General features: G+C 70.1%; 18 protein-coding genes. 7 read left to right on the forward strand and 11 right to left on the reverse strand.

Translation table 11 applies throughout. The annotated features are described in order from the left end of the window. Positions 1-15: 15 nt before the first annotated feature. Positions 16-1,074, reverse strand: a complete 1,059-nt coding sequence (locus HNR40_RS25355) for an ABC transporter ATP-binding protein (RefSeq protein WP_184965504.1) — start codon at positions 1,072-1,074, stop codon at positions 16-18. Continuing rightward, the gene (locus tag HNR40_RS25360; RefSeq protein ID WP_184965506.1) at positions 1,075-2,508 is read right to left on the reverse strand and encodes a gamma-aminobutyraldehyde dehydrogenase; all 1,434 of its coding nucleotides are present in this window, start codon (positions 2,506-2,508) and stop codon (positions 1,075-1,077) included. Between the two features lie 203 nt (positions 2,509-2,711). Between HNR40_RS25360 and HNR40_RS25365 the strand changes: the two genes are divergently transcribed. Together HNR40_RS25365 and HNR40_RS25370 are read left to right on the forward strand one after the other, a co-directional pair. Beyond that, on the forward strand, positions 2,712-3,206 hold the full coding sequence (locus HNR40_RS25365) for an Lrp/AsnC family transcriptional regulator (RefSeq protein WP_184965508.1): 495 nt from the start codon (positions 2,712-2,714) through the stop codon (positions 3,204-3,206). Positions 3,207-3,328: 122 nt separating this feature from the next. Beyond that, complete coding sequence (locus tag HNR40_RS25370; RefSeq protein ID WP_184965510.1) at positions 3,329-4,123, forward strand: hypothetical protein; 795 nt, start codon at positions 3,329-3,331, stop codon at positions 4,121-4,123. A gap of 51 nt (positions 4,124-4,174) precedes the next feature. On the opposite strand, the gene HNR40_RS56475 is transcribed toward HNR40_RS25370, so the two are convergent. The 8 genes from HNR40_RS56475 to HNR40_RS25410 are packed head-to-tail and all read right to left on the reverse strand — an operon-like array spanning position 4,175 to position 14,279. Beyond that, positions 4,175-6,862 (reverse strand): glycoside hydrolase family 38 N-terminal domain-containing protein, encoded by a 2,688-nt coding sequence (locus HNR40_RS56475; RefSeq protein ID WP_312896503.1) that lies wholly within the window; start codon positions 6,860-6,862, stop codon positions 4,175-4,177. Next, positions 6,852-7,934 carry a Gfo/Idh/MocA family protein gene (locus HNR40_RS25380; protein WP_184965514.1) on the reverse strand — a complete coding sequence of 361 codons (1,083 nt, stop codon included), beginning with the start codon at positions 7,932-7,934 and terminating at the stop codon, positions 6,852-6,854. The genes HNR40_RS56475 and HNR40_RS25380 overlap by 11 nt, the downstream gene beginning before the upstream one ends. 13 nt (positions 7,935-7,947) lie before the next feature. Further along, positions 7,948-8,847: a sugar phosphate isomerase/epimerase family protein gene (locus HNR40_RS25385; protein WP_184965515.1), complete on the reverse strand. Its 900-nt coding sequence runs from the start codon at positions 8,845-8,847 to the stop codon at positions 7,948-7,950. Positions 8,848-8,863: 16 nt separating this feature from the next. Continuing rightward, entirely contained in the window at positions 8,864-10,090 is a 1,227-nt protein-coding gene (locus tag HNR40_RS25390; protein WP_312896504.1) for a CehA/McbA family metallohydrolase, read from the reverse strand. Next, a complete protein-coding gene (locus HNR40_RS25395) occupies positions 10,087-11,184 on the reverse strand; it encodes an ABC transporter ATP-binding protein (protein WP_184965516.1) in 1,098 nt (365 codons plus the stop codon). The genes HNR40_RS25390 and HNR40_RS25395 overlap by 4 nt, the downstream gene beginning before the upstream one ends. Continuing rightward, positions 11,184-12,008 carry a carbohydrate ABC transporter permease gene (locus HNR40_RS25400; protein WP_184965517.1) on the reverse strand — a complete coding sequence of 275 codons (825 nt, stop codon included), beginning with the start codon at positions 12,006-12,008 and terminating at the stop codon, positions 11,184-11,186. The genes HNR40_RS25395 and HNR40_RS25400 overlap by 1 nt, the downstream gene beginning before the upstream one ends. Then, on the reverse strand, positions 12,005-12,931 hold the full coding sequence (locus HNR40_RS25405; protein WP_184965518.1) for a carbohydrate ABC transporter permease: 927 nt from the start codon (positions 12,929-12,931) through the stop codon (positions 12,005-12,007). Before HNR40_RS25405 ends, HNR40_RS25400 begins: the two co-directional genes overlap by 4 nt. Then, positions 12,906-14,279, reverse strand: coding sequence for an extracellular solute-binding protein (locus HNR40_RS25410; RefSeq protein ID WP_184965519.1), 1,374 nt, complete (start codon positions 14,277-14,279; stop codon positions 12,906-12,908). Before HNR40_RS25410 ends, HNR40_RS25405 begins: the two co-directional genes overlap by 26 nt. A gap of 126 nt (positions 14,280-14,405) precedes the next feature. On the opposite strand from HNR40_RS25410, the gene iolC reads away from it, so the two are divergent. Genes iolC through HNR40_RS25435 form a run of 5 tightly spaced genes read left to right on the forward strand, consistent with a single transcriptional unit; the run spans position 14,406 to position 19,949 of the window. Then, positions 14,406-15,338: a 5-dehydro-2-deoxygluconokinase gene (gene iolC, locus HNR40_RS25415; RefSeq protein ID WP_184965520.1), complete on the forward strand. Its 933-nt coding sequence runs from the start codon at positions 14,406-14,408 to the stop codon at positions 15,336-15,338. After that, positions 15,335-16,240 carry a Cgl0159 family (beta/alpha)8-fold protein gene (locus tag HNR40_RS25420; protein WP_184965521.1) on the forward strand — a complete coding sequence of 302 codons (906 nt, stop codon included), beginning with the start codon at positions 15,335-15,337 and terminating at the stop codon, positions 16,238-16,240. The genes iolC and HNR40_RS25420 overlap by 4 nt, the downstream gene beginning before the upstream one ends. Beyond that, on the forward strand, positions 16,237-17,088 hold the full coding sequence (gene iolB, locus HNR40_RS25425; protein WP_184965522.1) for a 5-deoxy-glucuronate isomerase: 852 nt from the start codon (positions 16,237-16,239) through the stop codon (positions 17,086-17,088). Before HNR40_RS25420 ends, iolB begins: the two co-directional genes overlap by 4 nt. Beyond that, positions 17,085-18,905: a 3D-(3,5/4)-trihydroxycyclohexane-1,2-dione acylhydrolase (decyclizing) gene (gene iolD, locus HNR40_RS25430; protein ID WP_184965523.1), complete on the forward strand. Its 1,821-nt coding sequence runs from the start codon at positions 17,085-17,087 to the stop codon at positions 18,903-18,905. Before iolB ends, iolD begins: the two co-directional genes overlap by 4 nt. Before the next feature lie 33 nt (positions 18,906-18,938). Then, positions 18,939-19,949: an AI-2E family transporter gene (locus tag HNR40_RS25435; protein WP_221340818.1), complete on the forward strand. Its 1,011-nt coding sequence runs from the start codon at positions 18,939-18,941 to the stop codon at positions 19,947-19,949. Here the strand turns inward: HNR40_RS25435 and HNR40_RS25440 are convergent. After that, entirely contained in the window at positions 19,909-20,403 is a 495-nt protein-coding gene (locus tag HNR40_RS25440; protein ID WP_184965524.1) for a GNAT family N-acetyltransferase, read from the reverse strand. The genes HNR40_RS25435 and HNR40_RS25440 overlap by 41 nt on opposite strands. Positions 20,404-20,420: the final 17 nt, after the last annotated feature.

Genomic DNA, 20,420 nt, shown 5'->3' on the forward strand with positions numbered 1-20,420 from the left:
CGGGGTCCATGGCCTTCAACTTCCAATCACATATGAGTGCTGCGGCTGCCACGACAGCCAGACCGAGTCACCCCGCTCGGCCGTGGTAGTGGAGTCGTGCGCGTTTTGCTGGAATACCGTGACCTCGGCCCCGTCGGCGAGGGCCACGGCGTAACTGTTGTAAGTACCGAGGTAGACCACCTCGGCGACCGTGCCCGGCACCGCGCTGACCTGGCCGTTCGGCTCCGCGGTGTCGATGGTGATCTTCTCCGGGCGTACGGTGACCGAAACGTCCCCGTCCTGGCCTGGTACCAGGACCCGGCCACCGCCGATGGGCAGCACGCCGGCGGCAGCCGTACCGGCGAGAAGGTTGGATGTGCCGATGAAGCCGGCGACGAACTGCGTCGCCGGGCGCTCATAGATCTCCCGAGGGCCGGCGAGCTGCTCCACAAGGCCGTCGTTCATGACGGCGATGCGGTCGCTCATCGTCAGCGCCTCGTTCTGGTCGTGCGTGACGTAGACGAAGGTGATGCCCACCTCACGCTGGATGCGCTTGAGCTCGATCTGCATCGCCTGGCGCAGCTTCAGGTCGAGCGCGCCCAGCGGTTCGTCGAGCAGGAGCGCGCGCGGGCGGTTGACCAGTGCCCTGGCCAGCGCCACCCGCTGCTGCTGGCCACCGGACATCTCCCGGGGGCGGCGCTTCTCGCGGCCGGTCAGGTCGACGATCTCCAGCATCTCGGTCACCCGCTGCCGGATCTCGGCCTGGGCGACACCCCTCTGCTTGAGTCCGAAGGCCACGTTGTCCCACACGTTCATGTGCGGGAACAGCGCGTAGGACTGGAAGACCATGTTCACATCGCGCTTGTTGGGCGGGACGTTGGTGACGTCCTTCCCGAGCAGCTTGACCACGCCCCTCGAAGGCTCCTCGAAGCCCGCGATCATGCGCATGGTCGTGGTCTTGCCGCAACCGGAGGGGCCGAGGAGGGAGAAGAACTCCCCCTCGGCGATCTCCAGCGTGACGCCCTTCACAGCCTGGACGACCTCGCCGTGCGACTGGTATTCCTTGACGACGTCATCGAGCTGGATCGCGTGCATCTAGTCTCCGATGTAGTGCATGACGTGCTTGACGCGCGTGTAGTCGTGAAGACCGAAGACCGACAGGTCCTTGCCGTAGCCGGAGTGCTTGAAGCCGCCGTGCGGCATCTCGCTCACGAACGGGATGTGCGTGTTGACCCACACCACGCCGAACTCGAGCCTGTTCGACATCCGCATCGCGCGGCCGTGGTCGGAGGTCCAGACGGAGCCCGACAGGCCGTAGCGCACGTCGTTGGCCTTGGCCAGCGCGTCCGCCTCGTCGGTGAACGTCTGGACGGTGATGACCGGGCCGAAGACCTCGTTCTGCACCATCTCGTCGTCCTGCTTGAGGCCGTCGACGATGGTCGGAGCGAAGAAGTAGCCCTTGTCGCCCACGCGGTGGCCGCCGGTCAGGACCGTGGCGTGCGACGGGGCCCGCTCTATGAAGCCCTGGACCCTGGTCAGTTGGTTCTCGTTGTTCAGCGGGCCGTACAGGGCGTCCTCGTTGGACAGGTCGCCGGTGACCGTACCGGCGGCCGCCGCGGTGAGGGCGGCCACGAACTCGTCGTGCACGCTCTCGTGGACCAGCACGCGGCAGGCGGCGGTGCAGTCCTGGCCGGCGTTGTAGAGCCCGGCGGTGGCGATGGACTCGGCGGCGGTCTTGAGGTCCTTGACGTCCTCGAAGACCACGACCGGGGCCTTGCCGCCCAGCTCCAGGTGGACCCGCTTGAGGTCGTCGGCGGCGGTCTTGGCGACGGCCATGCCCGCGCCGACCGAGCCGGTGATCGCCACCATGGAGGCGGTCGGGTGGCCCACGACCAGCGCGCCGGTCTCCCGGTCGCCGGTGACGACGTTGAAGACGCCGGGCGGCAGCACGCTGCCGATGATCTCGGCGAGTTTGACGGTGGAAACGGGCGTCGTGTCCGACGGCTTGAGCACGATGGTGTTTCCGGCGGCCAGCGCCGGGGCGATCTTCCAGACCGCCATCATCATCGGGTAGTTCCAGGGCGTGACCTGGCCGATGACGCCGATCGGCTCGTGCCTGATGACGCTGGTGTGCTCGGCGAGGAACTCACCGGCCGTCGGGCCCTCAAGGGTCCTGGCCGCACCGGCGAAGAACCGGAAGTGGTCGGCCGCGACCGGAGTCTCGTCCTCGGCCATGCGGGCGCGGGGCTTGCCGGTGTTGAGGCACTCAGCCTCGTTGATCTCATCGGCCCTCGCCTCGATCGCCTCGGCGACCTTGAGCAGGAGATTGGCCCGCTCTCCCGGCGTGGTCTGACCCCACGACTCGAACGCGGCAGCCGCGGCGGCGTAGGCGGCATCGACATCCTCTGGGCCGGAGATCGGAGCCTGAAGATAGGCTTCGCCGGTACAGGGATCGATGACATCGGAGAATCGGCCGCTCTTGGCGTCCACGAACTCATTGTTGATGAAGTTCTGCAGACGGCTGGTCAACTTGTGACCTCCTGGTGAACGTGGCTGAGATGCCGCGACTCTGACAGAGTAACCGCATCTAGACAAGGGATTCCGAAGCAAAGGATACCGAATTGCTACGAATTCGCTTGACAGGACCGCCAGAACTGACAGCATGTCGCACCAGGACGGCAAGCTAGCGGGAATGCACCCGTAACGCCGGACTGGTAGGAGGATTCCCCGCGATGACGACCCCGCCCCGCGTACGCCGAAGCAACGACACCGCTTCCGGGCCGGTCGTGCTCGACGATCTGTCGAAGCAGATCATCGAGCAGTTGCAGAACGACGGGCGGATGCCGTACGCCGCCATCGGCAAGGCGGTGGGCCTGTCCGAGGCCGCCGTCCGCCAGCGCGTGCAGCGACTGCAGGACGCGGGGGTGATGCAGATCGTCGCGGTCACGGACCCGCTGACGCTCGGCTTCCCCCGCCAGGCCATGATCGGCGTCAACTGCGAAGGCGACCTGGAACTCGTGGCCGACGAGCTATCCGCGATCGACGAGATCGACTACGTGGTGCTGACGGCGGGCAGCTTCGACGTGATCGTCGAGGTGGTCTGCGAGGGCGACTCCCACCTGCTGGAGATCCTCAGCAAGATCCGCGCCATCCCCGCGGTCCGCGCCACCGAGTCCTTCGTTTACCTGAAGCTCCGAAAGCAGACGTACTCCTGGGGTACCAGGTAAGGGGACATTCCAGACACGCAGAGTATCTGACCGACTCCTTATCGTAGCTTTACCTCATGGTTACACCCCTTCACGAGGGCTTGGTGGGTATCGCCACCCTCGATCCCGGGCATACCGCCCACATGCTGGAGTCCCTGTTCGGTGACAGCCTCCGCATCCCCGCCGACAGCGGCCAAGTGGTGACCTGCTCGCTGTCGGAGTGCGTCCCCGCCGAGTACCGGGCGGACGGCGCGGTCCTCTACGGCTCGGACAAGGACCGGCTCGCGGTCATCACCGAGGTCCAGTTGGCCTGCGATCCGGTCAAGCACGAGACGTGGCTGGCCTACATCGCCAACATGCGGGCCCGCTACCGCTGCCCCGCATGTCTCATCGTCATCTGCCCCACCGAGACCACCGCCCGCTGGGCAGGCAGAGCCATCCATACCGGACACCCTGGGCTGACCCTCACCCCTCTGGTGATCGGCCCCGGCAGCACCCCCGTCATCACCGATGTCGCCACGGCGGTGGGCAACATCGGCCTGGCCGCCATCTCGGCCATCACCCACGGCCAGGACCCCGAGATCCCGACCATCCTGGCCACCCTCACCACAGCCCTGAACAGCATCGACCCGTCTGAGGCGGCTCGCTATGCTGAATACGTGACCGTGGCCCTGACCGGCGACGCACAGAAGGAAATGGAGCGGCTCATGGCGACCAAGTCGTACCTGTACCAGGGCGAGTATGCCCAGAGTCTCATCGCCAAAGGCGAAGTAAGCGGCGAAGCCATGGCTCTTGTCAAGGTGCTGAAGGCACGCGGTATCCCAGTCACCGACGAACAGCAGGCTCGCATTCAAGCCTGTTCCGACCCCGAGACACTCGACCTCTGGGTTGAGCGCGCCGTTTCCGTCACCTCGACCGACGAGCTCTTCACCTCCTGACCATCCAGCAGCACCGCCCCTGGTCAAAGGGGCGGTGCTGCTCTGTTTTCGTCAGCGGAACTGGATGGTCGCGATCTCCCAGGGGCCGAGGGGGAGGGCGACGCGGCCTGGGGTGACCGGTAGGGCGGGACCTGGGCGGCCTCGGAGGTCGGCTTGGCGGACTTCGGTGAAGGTGCCTTCGATCGTCGCCGTGGTATCCGCGGATGCGTAGTTGACGACGCGGAGTTCCTTCCAGTCGTCGCGGCGGCGCAACGAGGTCATCACCACGCCTGGGCCGGTTACTGAGAGGCCGGTTTCTGGGGCGGGCAGGGTGCCTGTGCCGGTGCCTGCCACGGCCAGGAGGTCGTGGCGGAAGGTTTCTGCTGCGGCGGGGATTTCGGACCAGTCTCCGCTGTAGGGCATCAGGGCCAGGCTCACCGAGCGGAGTCCCCTTGACTGGGCCGCCGGGGTGGGGATCTGGGGGCCTGCCGGTTCGGGGCGCAGGGCGTTGCGGTTGCGGGACAGGAAGCCGACCGAGCGCAGGAGGGTCAGGGCCAGTTCCTGGTCGGCGATTTCGTACTCGGTTACGTGTTCCAGGAGGGCGGCTACGCCTCCTGCCGCTACCCACGCGGAGGCGGGATACGTGGGGAGGGGGGTTTCGCCGCAGCCGCCTTCCGCGCTCAGGCCGCGTTCGACGACGGCGAACTGGCCTTCCGCGTACGACGAAGTCGCCTCTATCGGCAATGGGATGTGCAGGCGGACCCGGTGGTCGTTGACCCGGTTGTCGAACTCCACCCGGAGGCGGACGAACGGCTCGCCGGCCCGGAGTTCGACGCGCGTCTCGACTACCGTCTCGACGGTGGTGGTGCCGCGGCCGGGGTCGGGGGCGGCGAGCTGGGGGATGCGGGCGTGGTCGGCGCCGGTCATGGGCTCGGGCTCGGTGGCTGGCCAGAGGTATGTGCGGCGGATGTCGAACGCGGCAACCAGCGGCCCCGACCATACCGGGGAGACCTCTACCACGACCGGCTCCGACACCAGGCGGTCGCCCGTCGGTGGCGCGTAGTTGTAGGTGTCGCCGGCGTCGCCGCCGTCCACGATGCGTCCGGCGCCGGTTACGGTCAGGCCGTCGGGGCTGGTGAGCGTGAGGGTGCCGTCGTCGGCCACCTCGACCCGGAGCAGTCCGTTGTCCAGGGTCTGGCCTTCCGCGCGGGCGGGGGCTATGCCGGTCGCCGGTACCAGGCCTGGTTCCCAGGGGACGGGGCGCAGGCTGGTGTGGCCCAGGGCGGGGACCTCGACCAGGGCGGCGACGGTACGGCGGGGCTCGGCCAGGATGCGTACCCGGGTGACTCCGGTGGCCGCGGCGGCGATGTCGGCGGTGCCGAAGACCTTGTCGCTGTGCTTGGCCACGGTGAACGTGAGGACGCCGTCGTCTACGGTCCAGGCGGTGATGTGCTGGCCGTAGAGCTCGGGGCCGTGGATGAAGGAGAAGGCCAGTTCGGGGTCCATCTCCTCGTCGAGCAGCAAGGTGGGCTCGTATTCGAGGGTCTGGGTGTGGAGGGGGCCGTCGGGTCCGGCCAGCGGGTCCTGGCCGGCGACCTGGGTCAGGACGACGCCGCGCCGTACCGTGGGAGTGGGGTTGACGACGAGCACGCCGTCGGACGGGACGGCGGCGGACAGGCGTGTGGTGACCATGTCGCGTACGGCCTGGCCGAGGTGTTCGGCTTCGGCGATGCGGGCGGCGACCTGCTGGGCGGTCTCGTCGACGCCGCAGCCGGTGACGGAGTCGTGGCCGCTGGCGTCGACCAGGCGCCACCAGGCCATGTCCAAGAAGCGGGCGGGCCAGTCCTCGCCCCAGAGGGCGGCCAGCGGCTCGGCGTAGCGCTCGACCATGCGTTCGGCGCGGCCCATGGCCTGCTTGACGTGGGCGCGCACGGAGATGACGCCGGGCAGGATGTTGGCGCGGGCGTGGGAGCGCAGTTCGCCTTCGACGCGGGGCAGGCCGTGGACGGACGGGTCGAATGCTGCGATATATCCGGACAGGGTGTCCATCCGGGAGCCCATCGACGCGACCAGCTCCGGCAGCCCGGCGACCGGGGCGGAATGGTCGGTGCCGTACATGGCCAGCAGGGCGCCCTCGGGTCCGTGCCACGGGCGCATCCGGCGGGCGAAGGCCTCCGCGCGCTCCTCCAGCTTCCCGGCGCCGTGGATCAGGTCGACGCCGTTGCCGTAGCCGCCTTCCGGCAGGTACTGCGTGCGGACGGCGCTGCCGTCGGGCGCGACCCAGGCGAAGGCGTCGGTGACCACCTTCGACGGCACGCCCCGGTAGACGCAGGCGTGCTCCAGCCCGGCCCGCCGCAAGATCTGCGGCATCTGTGCGGTGTGCCCGAACATGTCCGGCAGATAGCCGACCTCCATCGCCCCGCCGAGCTTGTCCGCGCGGGAGAGCCCGAGCTCCAGGTTGCGCACGATGTTCTCGCCCGAGCACAGGAACTCGTCCAGCAAGATCTGCCACGGCCCCACCGCCAGCCGCCCGGAGCGCACGAGAGCGGCCAGCCGCTCGCGGTTCTCCGGCCGCACCTCCAGGTAGTCGTCCACGCAGGCCAGCTGCCCGTCGAGGGTGAAGTGGTAGCCGGGCTCACGTTCCATGGTCTCGATCACTTCGTCGAGCAGCGCCACCAGCCGCAGCCGGAAGCGCTGGAACGGCTCGTACCACTCCCGGTCCCAGTGCGTGTGCGGCACCAGCACGATCTCAACGCTCACCGGCTTCTCCCCCCAGGACAAGGTCATGCTGTACGGCATAGCGGGCCGCGATCCGCTGCGCGGTGACGATGTCCTCCAGCGCCCCGGCGGCGTCGGTGAGCGGCGGCTTGCCGGAGGTCACGAAGGCATGGAAGGCGAGCAACTGTGTCTCGAACGCCTCGGTCACGTCCCGGTACTCGTTGCGGCTCTCGGCTCCGGAGACGACGGTCAGCACGGTGGGCGCGTTCATCAGGTACGGGGCCGGGAAGGCCAGCTCCAGCGTGCCCTTGTCGTGGTGGACGGCGACGGTCTCCCGGTAGGCCGGATAGTCCTCCAGGTAATGCCATCGGATGGAATATCGCCCGACGACCGGCAAAGGCCCAGAAATCTCGATTGAGCCGGGCGAACCACCCCAGTTCTCCACGTGATCCACCGCGACCGGCGAGCCGGTGAACCGCCGCAGCAGCGACAGATCATGACAGATCGAGCCCAGCGCCACGCTGTAGACCGACCGCAGCTCCGCCGAAGCCCGCTCGCCCAGCGCCCGGTCCAGGATCGCGTTCTCGGCGGCCCGCAGCGGCTCGACGTCCACGTCCCGCGCCTGGGCCAGGTTGGCGAAGGCCAGTTGTGACTCGCCGCTCGGGTGCAGCACGGTCACCTCGACCGAGCGGATCACACCGGCCCCGCCCAGCTCAGCCAGGATCTCCTCGGCCCTGCGCACCGCCGGGTCGTACTGCTTCATGTAGCCGACCATCAGCCTGCCCTCGGGCAGCGCCGCGACCTCGGCCTCGGTCAGGGCCAGCGGCTTCTCGCACAACACGGCGTAGCCGGCCGCGAGCGCCTGCCGTACCGGCTCGCCGTGGGAGCCGGAGGCGAGCATGACGACGGCGTCGAAGCCACCCGCTTCCAGCATGTCGGCGAGCGAGGTGTAGCGGCGCGTCACCCCGAGGCGCTCGCCGACCGCGTCGGCGTGCGTCCGCGACAGGTCGCAGACCGCCGTGACCTCGAACAATTCCCGCCGCCTCGACAGCAGCGGCACGTAGACGGCCTGGGTGACCGCCCCGCAGCCCACCAGTGCGAGCCTCGTGCTCATCGTCGGTTCCCCCTCACAGCCCCAGGTCCTTCAGCTTGGCCAGGTTCGCGGCCTGGTCGGCGATGACGCCGGCGATCGGGCGGCGTCCCGGCAGGGTGTCCTGCTCGACGACGATCCAGCCCCGGTAGCCGATCTCGTCCAGCGCCCGCACGACGCCGGGCAGGTCGAGGACGCCGCGGCCCAAAGCGCTGAACCCGCCGCGGCCCATGATCTCCCGCAGGTCGGCGCCGTCGTCCAGCGCTTCGGCCAGGATCGCGGGATCGCCGTCCTTGACGTGCACCTGCCCGATCCGCCCGCGCCACTCGCGCAGCGCCTTCACCGGATCGCCACCGGCCAGCAGCAGGTGCCCGGTGTCGAGGCAGAGCTGGGCGTCGGTGAGCTCCAGCAGGCGTTCGATCTCTTCTGTGGTCTCCACGTTGGTGCCGAGGTGGTGGTGGAAGACCGGTTCGTAGCCTCGGGCGCGGCAGCGGTCGACCGCCTCCTGCACACGCTTGGCGTACCCGGCCCACTCGCCCGCCTCCAGCCCGGGCGCGTTCCCGCCGGGCCGGGCGAAGCGCGCGGGCGATCCCGACTCGCCGAGCGTCGGTCGCGGCGCGAAGCCTTCCTCGTACGGCGGCGCCGCGTCGAAGACGTCGAGCGTGGCGTCCAGCGCGGGCAACCCGGCGGCGAACCCATCGGCGTCGCCGTAGCGCAGGTCCGCCCACCCACCGGCCAGCAGGAACCCGGCCGCCGACAGCCGCTGAGCGAAATCTGGGCCGGTCCCGAGGAACCCGATCGGCCCCAGGTCGATGCCCTGGTAACCGGCCTCGGCGAGCGCCGCGACCATCTCGTCGGCGCTCAGGGGCGCGGGCCCGTCGCTCAGCTCGAACACCCCGAAGCTCACGGGGGCGTTGGCGATCCGTGTCACGCGCATGAGTGCCTCTCTCCCGTCACGCACATAGAGCCATCACTTCGTTCTCGTAGGTCTCCAGGCGGTGCCGGCCCGCCGTACCGGAAACCAGCACGCGCTCGCCCCTGATCACCTGACGGCGCCCGTCGGGGCGGACCAGGACCAGGCCGTCGGCGTCGAGCGCGAGAAGTTCGTCGCCGAGCCGCAGCAGCAGGGGCGCGTCCGGGCCGGCCGAGACGGCGGTGCGCCCGGCGGCCACGGCGTCGAGGATCAGGCTCGGGTCCTCGGCCAGCACCCACGTGGTGGGCGCGCCGGGCAGGCCGTCGCTGCCGTGGCGGTGAAAGTCGCTGCCGCCGATCGCGATCACGTCGTCACGCCAGGCGTCGGCCCAGGCCAGCGGGGCGCCCCAACGGCGATCCCACCAGCCGGAGCTCCACACCTCGGCCACCTGCGGGCGCCGCTCGATCGGCAGCAGCCAGGCGCAGTCGCCGCCGAGCGGGTGGTTGACCGACATCAGGCCGCCGCGCTCGCGCGCGTGCTCGGCCCAGGAGTCGGCGGGCTCGCGGAAGTCGACCCAGCCGACGTCGCCGAAGACGTTGGCGTGGCCTCGGTCGGTGGTGACCTCCTGGCCGGGGATGAGCGTGATGCCCCGGTCCGTCTTGGCGAGCCAGGGGTGGTGGCTGACGGTGTTGTGGTCGGTGACGGCCAGGAAGTCCAGGCCGCGTGAGGCGGCCAGCTCGGCCAGTTCGGGGATGGTCAGGGTGCCGTCGCTGTGGACGGTGTGGGCGTGGAAGTCACCCGCGTACCACCGCATTCCTGAAAAATCCGGAATGTCGCGGCGGGGCGGGCGCGCGCCCATGACTGGCTCTGGGGTGTCCGGAAATTTCGGGATCTGGGGGGAGGTCTCGATCTCCAGCGTGTAATCCAGGCCCTCGGGCGGGATGCGGTGCAGACGGAGCCACACGTGCCAGATCCCCGCCTCCAGCCCACCCCCCGTCACGGCCGCCGCCCCCGGCAGATACCCGGGGCCCGGGAGGTAGCCGGGCGTCGCCCATTCCGTGGTGATGGTGTACTCGTCCCGGGCGCCGCCCGACCAGCCGCGGAAGCCCGACGGCGCGCCGCAGCCCAGGTCGATCACGCCCTGCGCCCTGTCGTAGGACAACCGCACGGTCACCGACCGCGCCCCCTCGGGCACCTCGAACGGCACCTCGCGCAGCATGCGCTCCAGCCGGTCGTCCAGCGACCAGTGTCCTCTGATCACGCTCACGCCCCGGCCTCCGTACCCCCGCGTCCGGCCGCGACCAGGTCGCCGTCGCGGTAGGCCAGCGCGCGGTCGGCCCGGGGCAGCGCGTAGCCGTCGTCGCCGGGCACGGGCTCGCGGCCCTCAGGCACCACCGCCTGCACCGAGGCCGTCCCGACCTCCAGCGTCACCAGGTGGGACGCCCCCAGGTTCTCCACGATCGACACCTTCCCGCCCAGCGCGCCCTCCGCGGGCCCGGCGGAGTAGGACATGTACTCGGGACGCACGCCGTACACGATCTTCTCCCCGTCGGTGAGCAGACCGGCGGCCGACTCGGGGACGGCCACCTTGCATCCGGACACCTCCAGACTGTCGCCCCGTACGACGGCGTCAAGCAGGTTCATCGGCGTGGAGCCGATGAAGGAGGCGACGAAGGTGTTGATGGGCCGCTGGAACACCTCGGCCGGGGTGCCGACCTGGCGGATGTGCCCGGCCTCCATGACCGCCATCCGGTCGGCCATCGCCAGCGCCTCGGCCTGGTCGTGGGTGACGAAGACGGTGGTGACGCCGAGTTCGCGCTGCAGCCGCTTGAGGAACGTGCGCGCCTCCAGCCGCAGCCGGGCGTCGAGGTTGGACAGCGGCTCGTCGAACAGGAACGCCCGCGCCTGCGTGGCCATCACCCTGGCCAGCGCCACGCGCTGCTGCTGGCCGCCGGACAGCTGGCCGGGGCGCCGATCCATGAGCTGGGCCAGGCCCAGCCGTTCGCCGACCTCGCGGGCTTTGTCGCCGCGCGCGGCCTTGGCGACCTTCTTGATGCGCAGCGGGTAGGCGATGTTGTCGGTGACGTCCATGTGCGGGAAGAGCGCGTAGTCCTGGAAGACCATCGCCAGGTCGCGGGCGCCCGGCTGGATGTTGGTCACGTCGCGCTCGCCGAGGACGACGGAGCCGGAGGTGGCCGTCTCCAGCCCGGCGATGGTGCGCAGCAGCGTGGTCTTGCCACAGCCGGACGGGCCCAGCAGGGCGAAGAACTCGCCGTCGGGGATGACCAGGTCGAGGGCGTCGAGCGCTCGGACGCCCCCGGGGTAGACCTTGGTGAGGCCGCGCAGTTCGATGGCCGACATCAGCGCTTGATCCCTCCGTGGAAGCGGAAGCCGTACTTCTTGCTGACGAACAGGTACATGAGCACCACCGGCACCGAGTAGAGGAGGCCGAAGGTCGACAGCAACTGCAGGTTGGCCTGGCCGCCCTCGGTGTAGAGCGTATAGATGATCACCGCGGCCGGCTGGTTCTCCGGGTCACTGCTGAACAGCAGGTACGGCATGAGGAAGTTGCCCCACACGTTGGCGATCGCCCACACGGCGATGGTCGCCAGGCCCGGCCGTACCAGCGGGACCACCACGTGCCGCACGATCTGCAGCGGCGAGGCCCCGAAGACCCGCGCCGACTCCTCGTAGGACTTCGGCGTGGTGTCCATGAAGTCCTTGAGCATGAAGATCGCCGCGGGCAGCAGGCCGCCGGTGAGGATGAGGATGACGCCGAGATGGGTGTCGATGAGGTTCAGCTCGACCGCGAGCTGGTAGATCGGCACCATCGCCGCCGTGCCGGTGATGATCGACGACAGCAGCAGGAGCGCGTAGAGGAGCCCGTCCCGGCCCGGGATGCGCACCCGGCTCAGCGCGTACGCGGCCAGCGCCGCGAACAGCACGACCAGCAACGCGGTGCCGACGGCCAGGATCAGCGAGTTGTAGAGCGACCCGAGCGCGTACGGATGCTCCAGGATCGCCCGGAAGTTGGCGAGCGTGAAGTCGGGCAGCGACACCTCGTAGGTCGGGTCGCTGGTGAACGGGGCCGTGGCCAGCCACAGCAGCGGCACGCTGAAGAAGGCCAGCACCACGGCGATCAGCGTGTAGAAGCCGATCCGGCCGAGTACGCGCCGCGGGCTCATGACTTCCTCCTCAGCAGCCGCAGGTAGAACACGGCGACCACGAGGTTGATCAGCAGGATGATCGCGGAGATGGCCGCGCCGACGCCGAGGTTCCCGCCGATCAGGGCCTCCTTGTAGACGTAGACGGCGAGGATCTCGGTCTTCCCGTCCGGCCCTCCGGCGGTGAGCATGAACGGGGTGAAGTCGTTGAACGTCCACAGGCTGATCAGCAGCAGGTTGGTCAGGATGTGGCCGCGGATGTGCGGGAAGACGACGTCGCGCAACTGCTGCCAGCCGGAGGCTCCGGCCAGGCGGGCGCTCTCCAGGTGCGAGGGCGGCACGTTGCCGAGGGCGGCGCCGTACAACATCATCGAGAACGCGGTGCCGCGCCAGGTGTTGAAGACGATGATCGACAGCATCGGGTAGTCGAGCAGCCAGGCGAAGCCGGGGATGCCAAGCAGCAGGTTCAGCGTGCCGCCGTCGCGGTCGAGCAGCGCCACCCACAGGAACGACACCACGGCGCTCGGCAGGATCCAGGCGAGGATGACCAGGCCCTCGACCAGGCGCTTGAGCGGGCCGGTCCGGTCGCGCATCAGCCACGCGATGGTGAAGCCGAGCACGACCTGGCCGATGACGGCCGAGCCGAGCACGAACTCCACGGTCAGCCAGGTCGAGTTCCAGAACTTGCCGCTGACCAGCGCGTTGAAGAAGTTGTCGAGGCCGACGACCTGCGGGTCGCGGGCCTCGACCCCGCTGAGGCGGTAGTTGGTGATGCTGAGGTAGAGCACCCAGAGCGCCGGAAAGACCAGGAAGACCGCGATGAGCAGGAGCGCGGGCGCGGCGAAGACCGACGCCCTGACGCGGCCGAGACCGGCCGCGTCAGAGCTGTAGGTCTTCCTGTCCGGGGGCGCCGGGGCCTCAGGAGGCGATGTTGCCAGCGCCACCGGCTATTCCTTCGAGCTTCTTCTGGTACTCGGCGGCGGCCTCGTCCGGCGTCTTCCCGCTCACCACGGCGGCCGTGGCCTCCTGCAGGGCCGTGGAGACCTGCGGGTAGAGCGCGACCGGCGGGCGGTAGGCGGTCAGCGGGAGCACCTCTTCGGAGATGTAAGCGAGCAGCGGGTCGCCGGCCAGGATCTCCTTGTTGACGTCGGTGCGCGGGGTGATGCGCACGTTGCCGTTCTTGGTCTCCTCCTTCAGTCCCTCGGCGGAGAGCGTGAAGGCGAGCAGTTCGAAGGCTTCCTTGGGGTGCTTGCTGTTGGGGTTGAGCGTGCGCAGCGCGCCGCCGGACATGCTGACGAAGTCCTGGCTCCGCAGGCCCTTGCCGGGCTCCATCGCGGGGATCTTCGCGTAGCCGACGGTCTGGTCGCGGTCGGCCATCTTGGCCACGCCGTCGGTGGGGTTGATGACGCCGCGCCAGAAGTAGTCGCCCTCCATCAGGATGCCGATCTTGCCTTCGGCGAACTGGGCGAAGGACTTGTCGCGGCCCTTGGCCTCCTGCTGGAGCTTGGGGTCACCGAGGCCCTGGGAGTAGATCTTCTGGTAGAGGCCGAGCGCGTCCTTGAGCGGCTGGGCGGCGCCGGTCCACTTGCCGTCCTTCTGCACCTCGCCGCCGGCGCCTGCCAGCAGCGGGAGCACGCCCTGCATGGAGGTGGCCTCGCCCATCGCGGTGCCGGCGTTGATCTGGATCGGCACGGGCACGCCCGCGGCCTTCAGCTTGGTGCCGGCGTCGATGATCTCCTGCCAGCTCTTCGGCTGCCAGTCGGCGGGCAGGCCCGCCTTGGTCATGAGCGTCTTGTTGAAGTACAGGACGCGGCCGTCGGTGCCGACGGGCAGCGCGTACTTCTTGCCGCTGAAGGTGGCCAGGCCCTGGACCGCTTCGGGGATCTGGCTCCAGCCGTCCCAGGACTCCGCCTCGGGGCCGGCGACCTCGGCCAGCGGCTTGATGTAGCCGGCCTCGGCGAACTCGCCCATCCAGATGCCGTCGATGTCGAGGACGTCCGCCCCCTTGCCGGACTTCAGGTCCAGGGAGAGCTTGGTCTTGTACTGCTCGTCGTCGACCCCGCTCGGGATGAACTTGACCTTGACGTCCTTCCCTTTCGCCTTCTGGGCCGCCTCGAACTGGGGGATGACCCACTTCGCGATGTACTCGGCGCCCTTGGCGTTCTTGCCGCCGGCGATCGCGTTCTGGGTGATCGTCAGCTCGATGGTGTCACCGCCGCCGCCGGACGACTGGCCGCAGGCGGCGGCCGACAGGGCCAGGACGGCGACAGCCGAGATTTTTCGCAATCTCATGCGAACCCTCCAGAACGTCCTAAAAGGGGGTATATGCGGGTTTCGGGCAGGACGTAATTTGCAACATAGCGGACATCAGAATGTCATGACAATATGCCATGCTAGGTCCGAGTCTCGGGAGGTAGCTTGTTCGATCTGATCACGATCGGCCGCTGCGGCGTCGACGTCTATCCGCTGCAAACAGGCGTCGGACTGGCCCAGGTCGAGAGCTTCGGCAAGTTCCTCGGCGGCAGCCCGACCAACGTGGCCGTCGCGGCCGCGCGCCACGGCCTGAGCTCGGCGGTGATCACCGCGGTCGGCGCCGACCCGTTCGGCGACTACGTGCGCTCGGCCATCGCGGGTTTCGGCGTGGACAACCGCTACGTCGCCACCTTCGCCGAGGCGACCACCCCCGTGACCTTCTGCGAGATCTTCCCGCCCGACCACTTCCCGATCTACTTCTACCGCGGCGAGCACCCGCCGGACCTGCGCGTCCCGCCCGAGTCCCTCGACCTCGACGCGATCAGGGCCGCCAAGGTCTTCTGGTTCAGCGCCACCGGGCTGAGCATGGAGCCCAGCCGGGCCGCCCACGCCGCCGCCCTGGCCGCCCGAGGAGACGCCGGCTGGACCGTCTTCGACCTCGACTACCGGCCCACGCTGTGGAAGGGACCCGCCGAGGAGGCGGTCCGCCAGGTGCTCCCGCTGGCCGACGTCGCCGTGGGCAACCTGGACGAGGTCGAGGTGGCCGTCGGCACCCGCGACCCGGAGGCCGCCGCGCAGGCGCTGCTCGACGCCGGGGTGAAGGTGGCGATCGTGAAGATGGGGCCCAAGGGGGTCTTCGCGCGCAGCCGTACCGAGACGGCGCTGGCCGAGCCGGTCGAGGTCGAGGTCGTCAACGGCATCGGCGCCGGTGACGCCTTCGGCGGCGCGATCTGCCTGGGCCTGCTGCGCGGCTGGCCGCTGGAGCGCACGATCCGCTTCGCCAACGCCGCCGGAGCCTTCGTCGCCGCCAGGCTGGCCTGCGCCGACGCCATGCCCACGACCGACGAGGTGACCCAGCTGATGGAAGGCCGCGCATGACAGATCTGACGCTCACCAGGGCCGACCGCTACGAGCGGCTCACCAGGATCCGGGCGACCCGGCCTGAGGAGATCGCGCACGCGGCGGCCAGGCGGCAGCGGCGCGGGCTGCCCACCGACGGCGAGCGGCTGATGATCATCGCCGCCGACCACCCGGCCCGCGGCTCGCTCGGCGTGCGCGACCGGCCGTTCGCCATGGCCAGCCGCCCCGACCTGCTCGACCGCCTGCAACTCGCGCTGGAACGGCCCGGCGTGCACGGCATCCTGGCCGCCCCCGACGTGCTGGAGGACCTGCTGCTGCTCGGCGCGCTGGAGGGCAAGCTGGCCTTCGGCTCCATGAACCGCGCCGGCATCCAGGGCGCCGTCTTCGAGCTGGACGACAGGTTCACCGGCTTCGACGCCGCCGCCATCGACGCCATGCGCCTGGACGGCGGCAAGATGCTGTGCCGCATCGACCCGGCCGACCACGCCACCGTCGCCACGCTGGAGTCGTGCGCGCACGCCGTCACCGACCTGGCCAAGCGGCGGCTCGTGGCGATGGTCGAGCCGTTCTGGTCCAGCCGGGCCAACGGCGGCCCCGTCCGCAACGACCTCTCGCCCGAGGCGGTCATCCGGGCCATCAGCGTCGGCCAGGCGCTCGGCACCACCTCCGCCTACACCTGGCTGAAGATCCCGGCGATCCCCGAGATGGAGCGGGTCATGGCCGCCACCACGCTGCCCGCCCTCCTGCTCGGCGGCGACCCGCCGGACATCGACGCCGCCTTCGCCGACTGGGGCCGCGCCCTGGAACTGCCGGGCGTGCGCGGCCTCGTCGTCGGCCGTACGTTGCTCTACCCTCCTGACGACGACGTCGCCGCCGCCGTGGACGGCGCCGCGACCCTGGTCAGGGAGGCCTCACGATGACCCACATCCCGTACGGCAAGGCCGCCTCGGGCCCCTGGTCCGTGGAGATCACCCCCGAGCTGGCCGGCTGGACCTACTCGGCGCTGCGCGTGGCCGACCTGACCGACGACACCCCGGTCGCCTTCGACACCGGCGAGGAGGAGATGCTCGTCCTGCCGCTGTCCGGCTCCTGCGCGGTCACCTTCGCCGCCCCGGTCGAAGGCGGCACCACCACCTTCCACCTGGCAGGCCGCCCTTCGGTCTTCGCCGGGCCCAGCGACTTCGCGTACCTGCCGATCCACACCGAGGTGATCCTGCGGGGCACCGGCCGGATCGCGCTGCCCGCCGCGCGCGCCACCCGGCGGCTGGAGCCGCGGCACGTCCCGGCCGACCGGGTCCCGGTCGAGATCAGGGGCGCGGGCGTGGCCAGCAGGCAGGTCAACAACTTCTGCTCCCCGTCCGCCTTCGAGTGCGACAAGCTCGTGGCCGTCGAGGTGCTCACGCCGGGCGGCAACTGGTCGTCCTACCCGCCCCACAAGCACGACACCGCCAACCCGGGCGAGGCCGTGCTGGAGGAGATCTACTACTTCGAGGGCGGCCCCGGCTACCAGCGCGTCTACACCTCCGAACGCGGACACGTCGACACCCTGGCCGAGGTCGCACCCGGCGACGTGGTGCTCGTCCCCTACGGCTACCACGGGCCGTCGATGGCCGCCCCCGGCTACGACCTCTACTACCTCAACGTGCTCGCCGGGCCGTCCGGCGAGCGTTCCATGGCCTTCTGCGACGACCCGCGCCACGCCTGGATCCGCGGCACGTGGGACGGTCAGGAGGTCGACCCTCGGCTGCCGTTCGGGAGGACCTCATGATCCGGCTGACCGTCGCCCAGGCGACCCTCCGTTTCCTCGCCGCCCAGCACACTGAGCGCGACGGCGCCGAGCACCGGATGTTCGGCGGGATCTTCGGGATCTTCGGGCACGGGAACGTGGCTGGGCTCGGGCAGGCGCTGGCCACGGAGGCGGCGCTGCCGTACCTGCTGAGCAGGAACGAGCAGGCCATGGTGCACGCGGCGGCGGGCTACGCGCGGGCGAGCAACCGGCTGCGGACGCTCGCCTGCACCACCTCGGTCGGTCCCGGCGCCACCAACATGATCACCGCGGCGGCGGGCGCGACCATCAACCGGCTGCCGGTGCTGCTGCTGCCGGGGGACGTGTTCGCCACCCGCGTGGCCAACCCGGTGCTGCAGGAGCTGGAGGATCCGCGCTCCTACGACCTGTCGGTCAACGACGCCTTCAAGCCGGTCTCGCGCTACTGGGATCGGATCAACCGGCCCGAGCAGCTTCCGTCCGCGTTGCTCGCGGCGATGCGGGTGCTCACCGACCCGGCCGAGACCGGCGCGGTGACGCTGGCGCTGCCGCAGGACGTGCAGGCGGAGGCGTGGGACTGGCCGGAGGAACTGTTCGGGCGCCGGGTGTGGCACATCGGCCGGCCTCGGCCGGAACCCGCCGCGCTCGCCCGCGCCGCCGAGCTGATCAGGCGCTCGGCCCGGCCGCTCATCGTCGCGGGCGGCGGGGTGATCTACAGCGAGGCGACAGAGGAGCTGCGCGCCTTCGCCGAACGCTATGGTGTGCCGGTCGCCGAGACCCAGGCCGGCAAGGGCGCGCTGCCGTACGGTCACCCGCTGGCGGTCGGCGCGGTCGGCGCGACCGGCACCACCGCGGCCAACGCGCTCGCCCGCGAGGCCGACCTGATCATCGGCGTCGGCACCCGCTACAGCGACTTCACCACCGCCTCGCGCTCACTGTTCGACCAGGACGCGCAGGTCGTCAACCTCAACGTCACCGCCTTCGACGCGGCCAAGCTGTCGGGCCTGCAGTTGGTGGCCGACGCCCGCGCGGGCCTGGCCGACCTCGCCCAAGCCCTCGACGGCTGGGGTACGGCCGGCGTCTACCGCACCATGACCGCCGAGCTGAACCGCGCCTGGGACGCCCAGGTCGACGCCGCCTACGCGCTGGACGGCACACCCCTGCCCCAGCCCGCCATCATCGGCGCGGTCAACGCCGCGGCCGGCGAGGACGGCGTGGTGGTGTGCGCGGCCGGTTCGATGCCCGGCGACCTGCACAAGATGTGGCGCCCCAGCGGCCCCGGCTCCTACCACGTCGAGTACGGCTACTCCTGCATGGGCTACGAGATCGCCGGCGGGCTCGGCGTCAAGCTGGCCGTGCCGGAGCGCGAGGTGTTCGTGCTGGTCGGCGACGGCTCCTACCTGATGATGGCCCAGGAGCTCGTCACCGCGGTCGCCGAGGGCGTCAAGCTGATCGTGGTGCTGGTCGACAACTCCGGGTTCGCCTCGATCGGCCGGCTGTCGGAGAGCGTGGGCGCCGAACGGCTCGGCACCGCCTACCGCTACCGGGGCTCCGGCCGCTACGACGGCGGGCCGCTGCCGGTCGACCTGGCCGCCAACGCCGCCAGCCTGGGCGCGCACGTGATCCGCGCCGAGACCGCCGACGACCTGCGCAAGGCACTGGAGAGCGCGCGGGCGGCCGACGAGACCACCGTCATCTACGTGAAGGCCGACCCGCACGTGGACGCGCCCGCCTCCGAGGCCTGGTGGGACGTGCCGGTCGCCGAGGTCGGCAGCCCGGCCCGCGCCGCCTACGAGGAGGCCAAGCGCACCCAGCACTGATTGGGCGGCGCCGACCGTGGGAACGCCCTGATCATGAAGCCATGGCGGGTGCTCGGATGGATCGCGCTGATCGCGGTGATCCTCTACTGCGTCTGGTTCGTCCGGACGGTCGCCATCTCGGTGATCATCGGGGTGTTCATCACGGCCCTGCTCCTGCCGCCGTTCACCTGGCTGCGGGGCAAAGGGCTGAACCGGGGCCTGGCCACCACCGTGGTCTGCCTGGGCGCGCTGGTGATCGGCGGGGCCTTCTTCTGGCTCCTCGTCCCGGCCACCGTCGACGGGCTCGGGCAGCTACGGGACAGCCTCGGCAAGGCGGTCGACGACCTCCACAACTTCGCCCGCTCGCTGGGACTCGACGACACCCGGCTCTCGGAGATGTCCAAGCAGGTCCAGGCGTACCTGGCCGAGCAGTCGCGCTCCATCGCCACCGGAGCGATCGCCGGGGTCCGCACGGCCGGAGAGATCGTGATCGGCGCGGTGCTGGCGCTCATCCTGGCCATCTACTTCGTCCACGGCGGCGACCGGTTGTTCGGCTGGCTGACCGACCTGGCGCCGGTCAGGACCAGGCCGCACCTGCGCGAGGCCGGGCACGTCGTCTTCAGCGTCGTCGGACGCTACATCCGGGGCATCGCGATGGTCGGGCTCGTGGACGGCTTCTTCATCGGGCTCGCGCTGTGGATCCTGGGTGTGCCGATCGCGCTGCCGCTGGCCGTTCTGACGTTCGTGGGGGCGTTCCTGCCGGTGGTGGGGGCGTTCATGGCCGGGTTGTTCGCCGCGGTGGTGGCGTTCGTGGCCAAGGGCTGGCTGGTGGCGCTGATCGTGGTCGGCGTCACCATCCTCGTGCAGCAGGTGGAGGGCCACGTGCTGGCGCCGCAGATCTACGGCAGAGCGCTCGACCTGCCCGGCGCGGTCATCCTGCTGGCCATCGCCGTCGGCAGCGTGGTCGCCGGGATCACCGGCGCGTTCCTGGCCGCACCGGTGGCCTCGGTGATCGTGGCGCTGATCAGGAATCGAGAGGCAGCTCGAGCTCCAGCTCATGCCTGATCGGGATGCCGTCCTCCGACAGCTCCGGGATGCTCGGCTTGAGCTCACGGGTACGGGTGATCGCGTCCCGGCGCAGGGCGACCAGGTCGAAGCCGTATCGCTGGTAGAAGGCCAGCGCCCGGGTGTTGTCGTTGGTGGTGATCAGCGTCAGGCGGCGCATGCCACGCTTCAGCGCAAGCTCGCGTACCGCGTCCAGCAGCGCCCTGCCGACCCCGGCGCCCCTGACGACGGCGTCGATCGTGACGATCTCCACACTGCCGTCGCGCTCGGTGTAGGTGATCAGCCCGGCGATCCCGCCGCCGTCGGCGACCGCGACGAAGCCGGGCAACGTACTCGCATCGATCATCTCGCCCCAGGTCAGCGCGATGACATGGGTGTCGCCCCAGCTCGCGGTCAGGATCTCGACGACCTGTTCCAGATCGCCGGGGACGATGGGTCGCACGGTGAGTGGCATAGGGCCCATTATGAGAT

It is taken from the genome of Nonomuraea endophytica (assembly GCF_014203235.1).
GTDB lineage: Bacteria > Actinomycetota > Actinomycetes > Streptosporangiales > Streptosporangiaceae > Nonomuraea > Nonomuraea endophytica.

Bases quoted from the DNA above. Each gene is read 5' to 3' on its own strand.
- iolB (WP_184965522.1), top strand. From the start codon at position 16,237: ATGACCCACATCCCGTACGGCAAGGCCGCCTCGGGCCCCTGGTCCGTG.
- HNR40_RS25380 (WP_184965514.1), bottom strand. From the start codon at position 7,934: ATGAGCACGAGGCTCGCACTGGTGGGCTGCGGGGCGGTCACCCAGGCC.
- HNR40_RS25420 (WP_184965521.1), top strand. From the start codon at position 15,335: ATGACAGATCTGACGCTCACCAGGGCCGACCGCTACGAGCGGCTCACC.
- HNR40_RS25365 (WP_184965508.1), top strand. From the start codon at position 2,712: ATGACGACCCCGCCCCGCGTACGCCGAAGCAACGACACCGCTTCCGGG.
- HNR40_RS25435 (WP_221340818.1), top strand. From the start codon at position 18,939: ATGAAGCCATGGCGGGTGCTCGGATGGATCGCGCTGATCGCGGTGATC.
- HNR40_RS25400 (WP_184965517.1), bottom strand. From the start codon at position 12,008: ATGAGCCCGCGGCGCGTACTCGGCCGGATCGGCTTCTACACGCTGATC.
- HNR40_RS25370 (WP_184965510.1), top strand. From the start codon at position 3,329: ATGCTGGAGTCCCTGTTCGGTGACAGCCTCCGCATCCCCGCCGACAGC.
- HNR40_RS25385 (WP_184965515.1), bottom strand. From the start codon at position 8,847: ATGCGCGTGACACGGATCGCCAACGCCCCCGTGAGCTTCGGGGTGTTC.
- HNR40_RS25355 (WP_184965504.1), bottom strand. From the start codon at position 1,074: ATGCACGCGATCCAGCTCGATGACGTCGTCAAGGAATACCAGTCGCAC.
- HNR40_RS25440 (WP_184965524.1), bottom strand. From the start codon at position 20,403: ATGCCACTCACCGTGCGACCCATCGTCCCCGGCGATCTGGAACAGGTC.
- iolD (WP_184965523.1), top strand. From the start codon at position 17,085: ATGATCCGGCTGACCGTCGCCCAGGCGACCCTCCGTTTCCTCGCCGCC.
- HNR40_RS25410 (WP_184965519.1), bottom strand. From the start codon at position 14,279: ATGAGATTGCGAAAAATCTCGGCTGTCGCCGTCCTGGCCCTGTCGGCC.
- HNR40_RS25395 (WP_184965516.1), bottom strand. From the start codon at position 11,184: ATGTCGGCCATCGAACTGCGCGGCCTCACCAAGGTCTACCCCGGGGGC.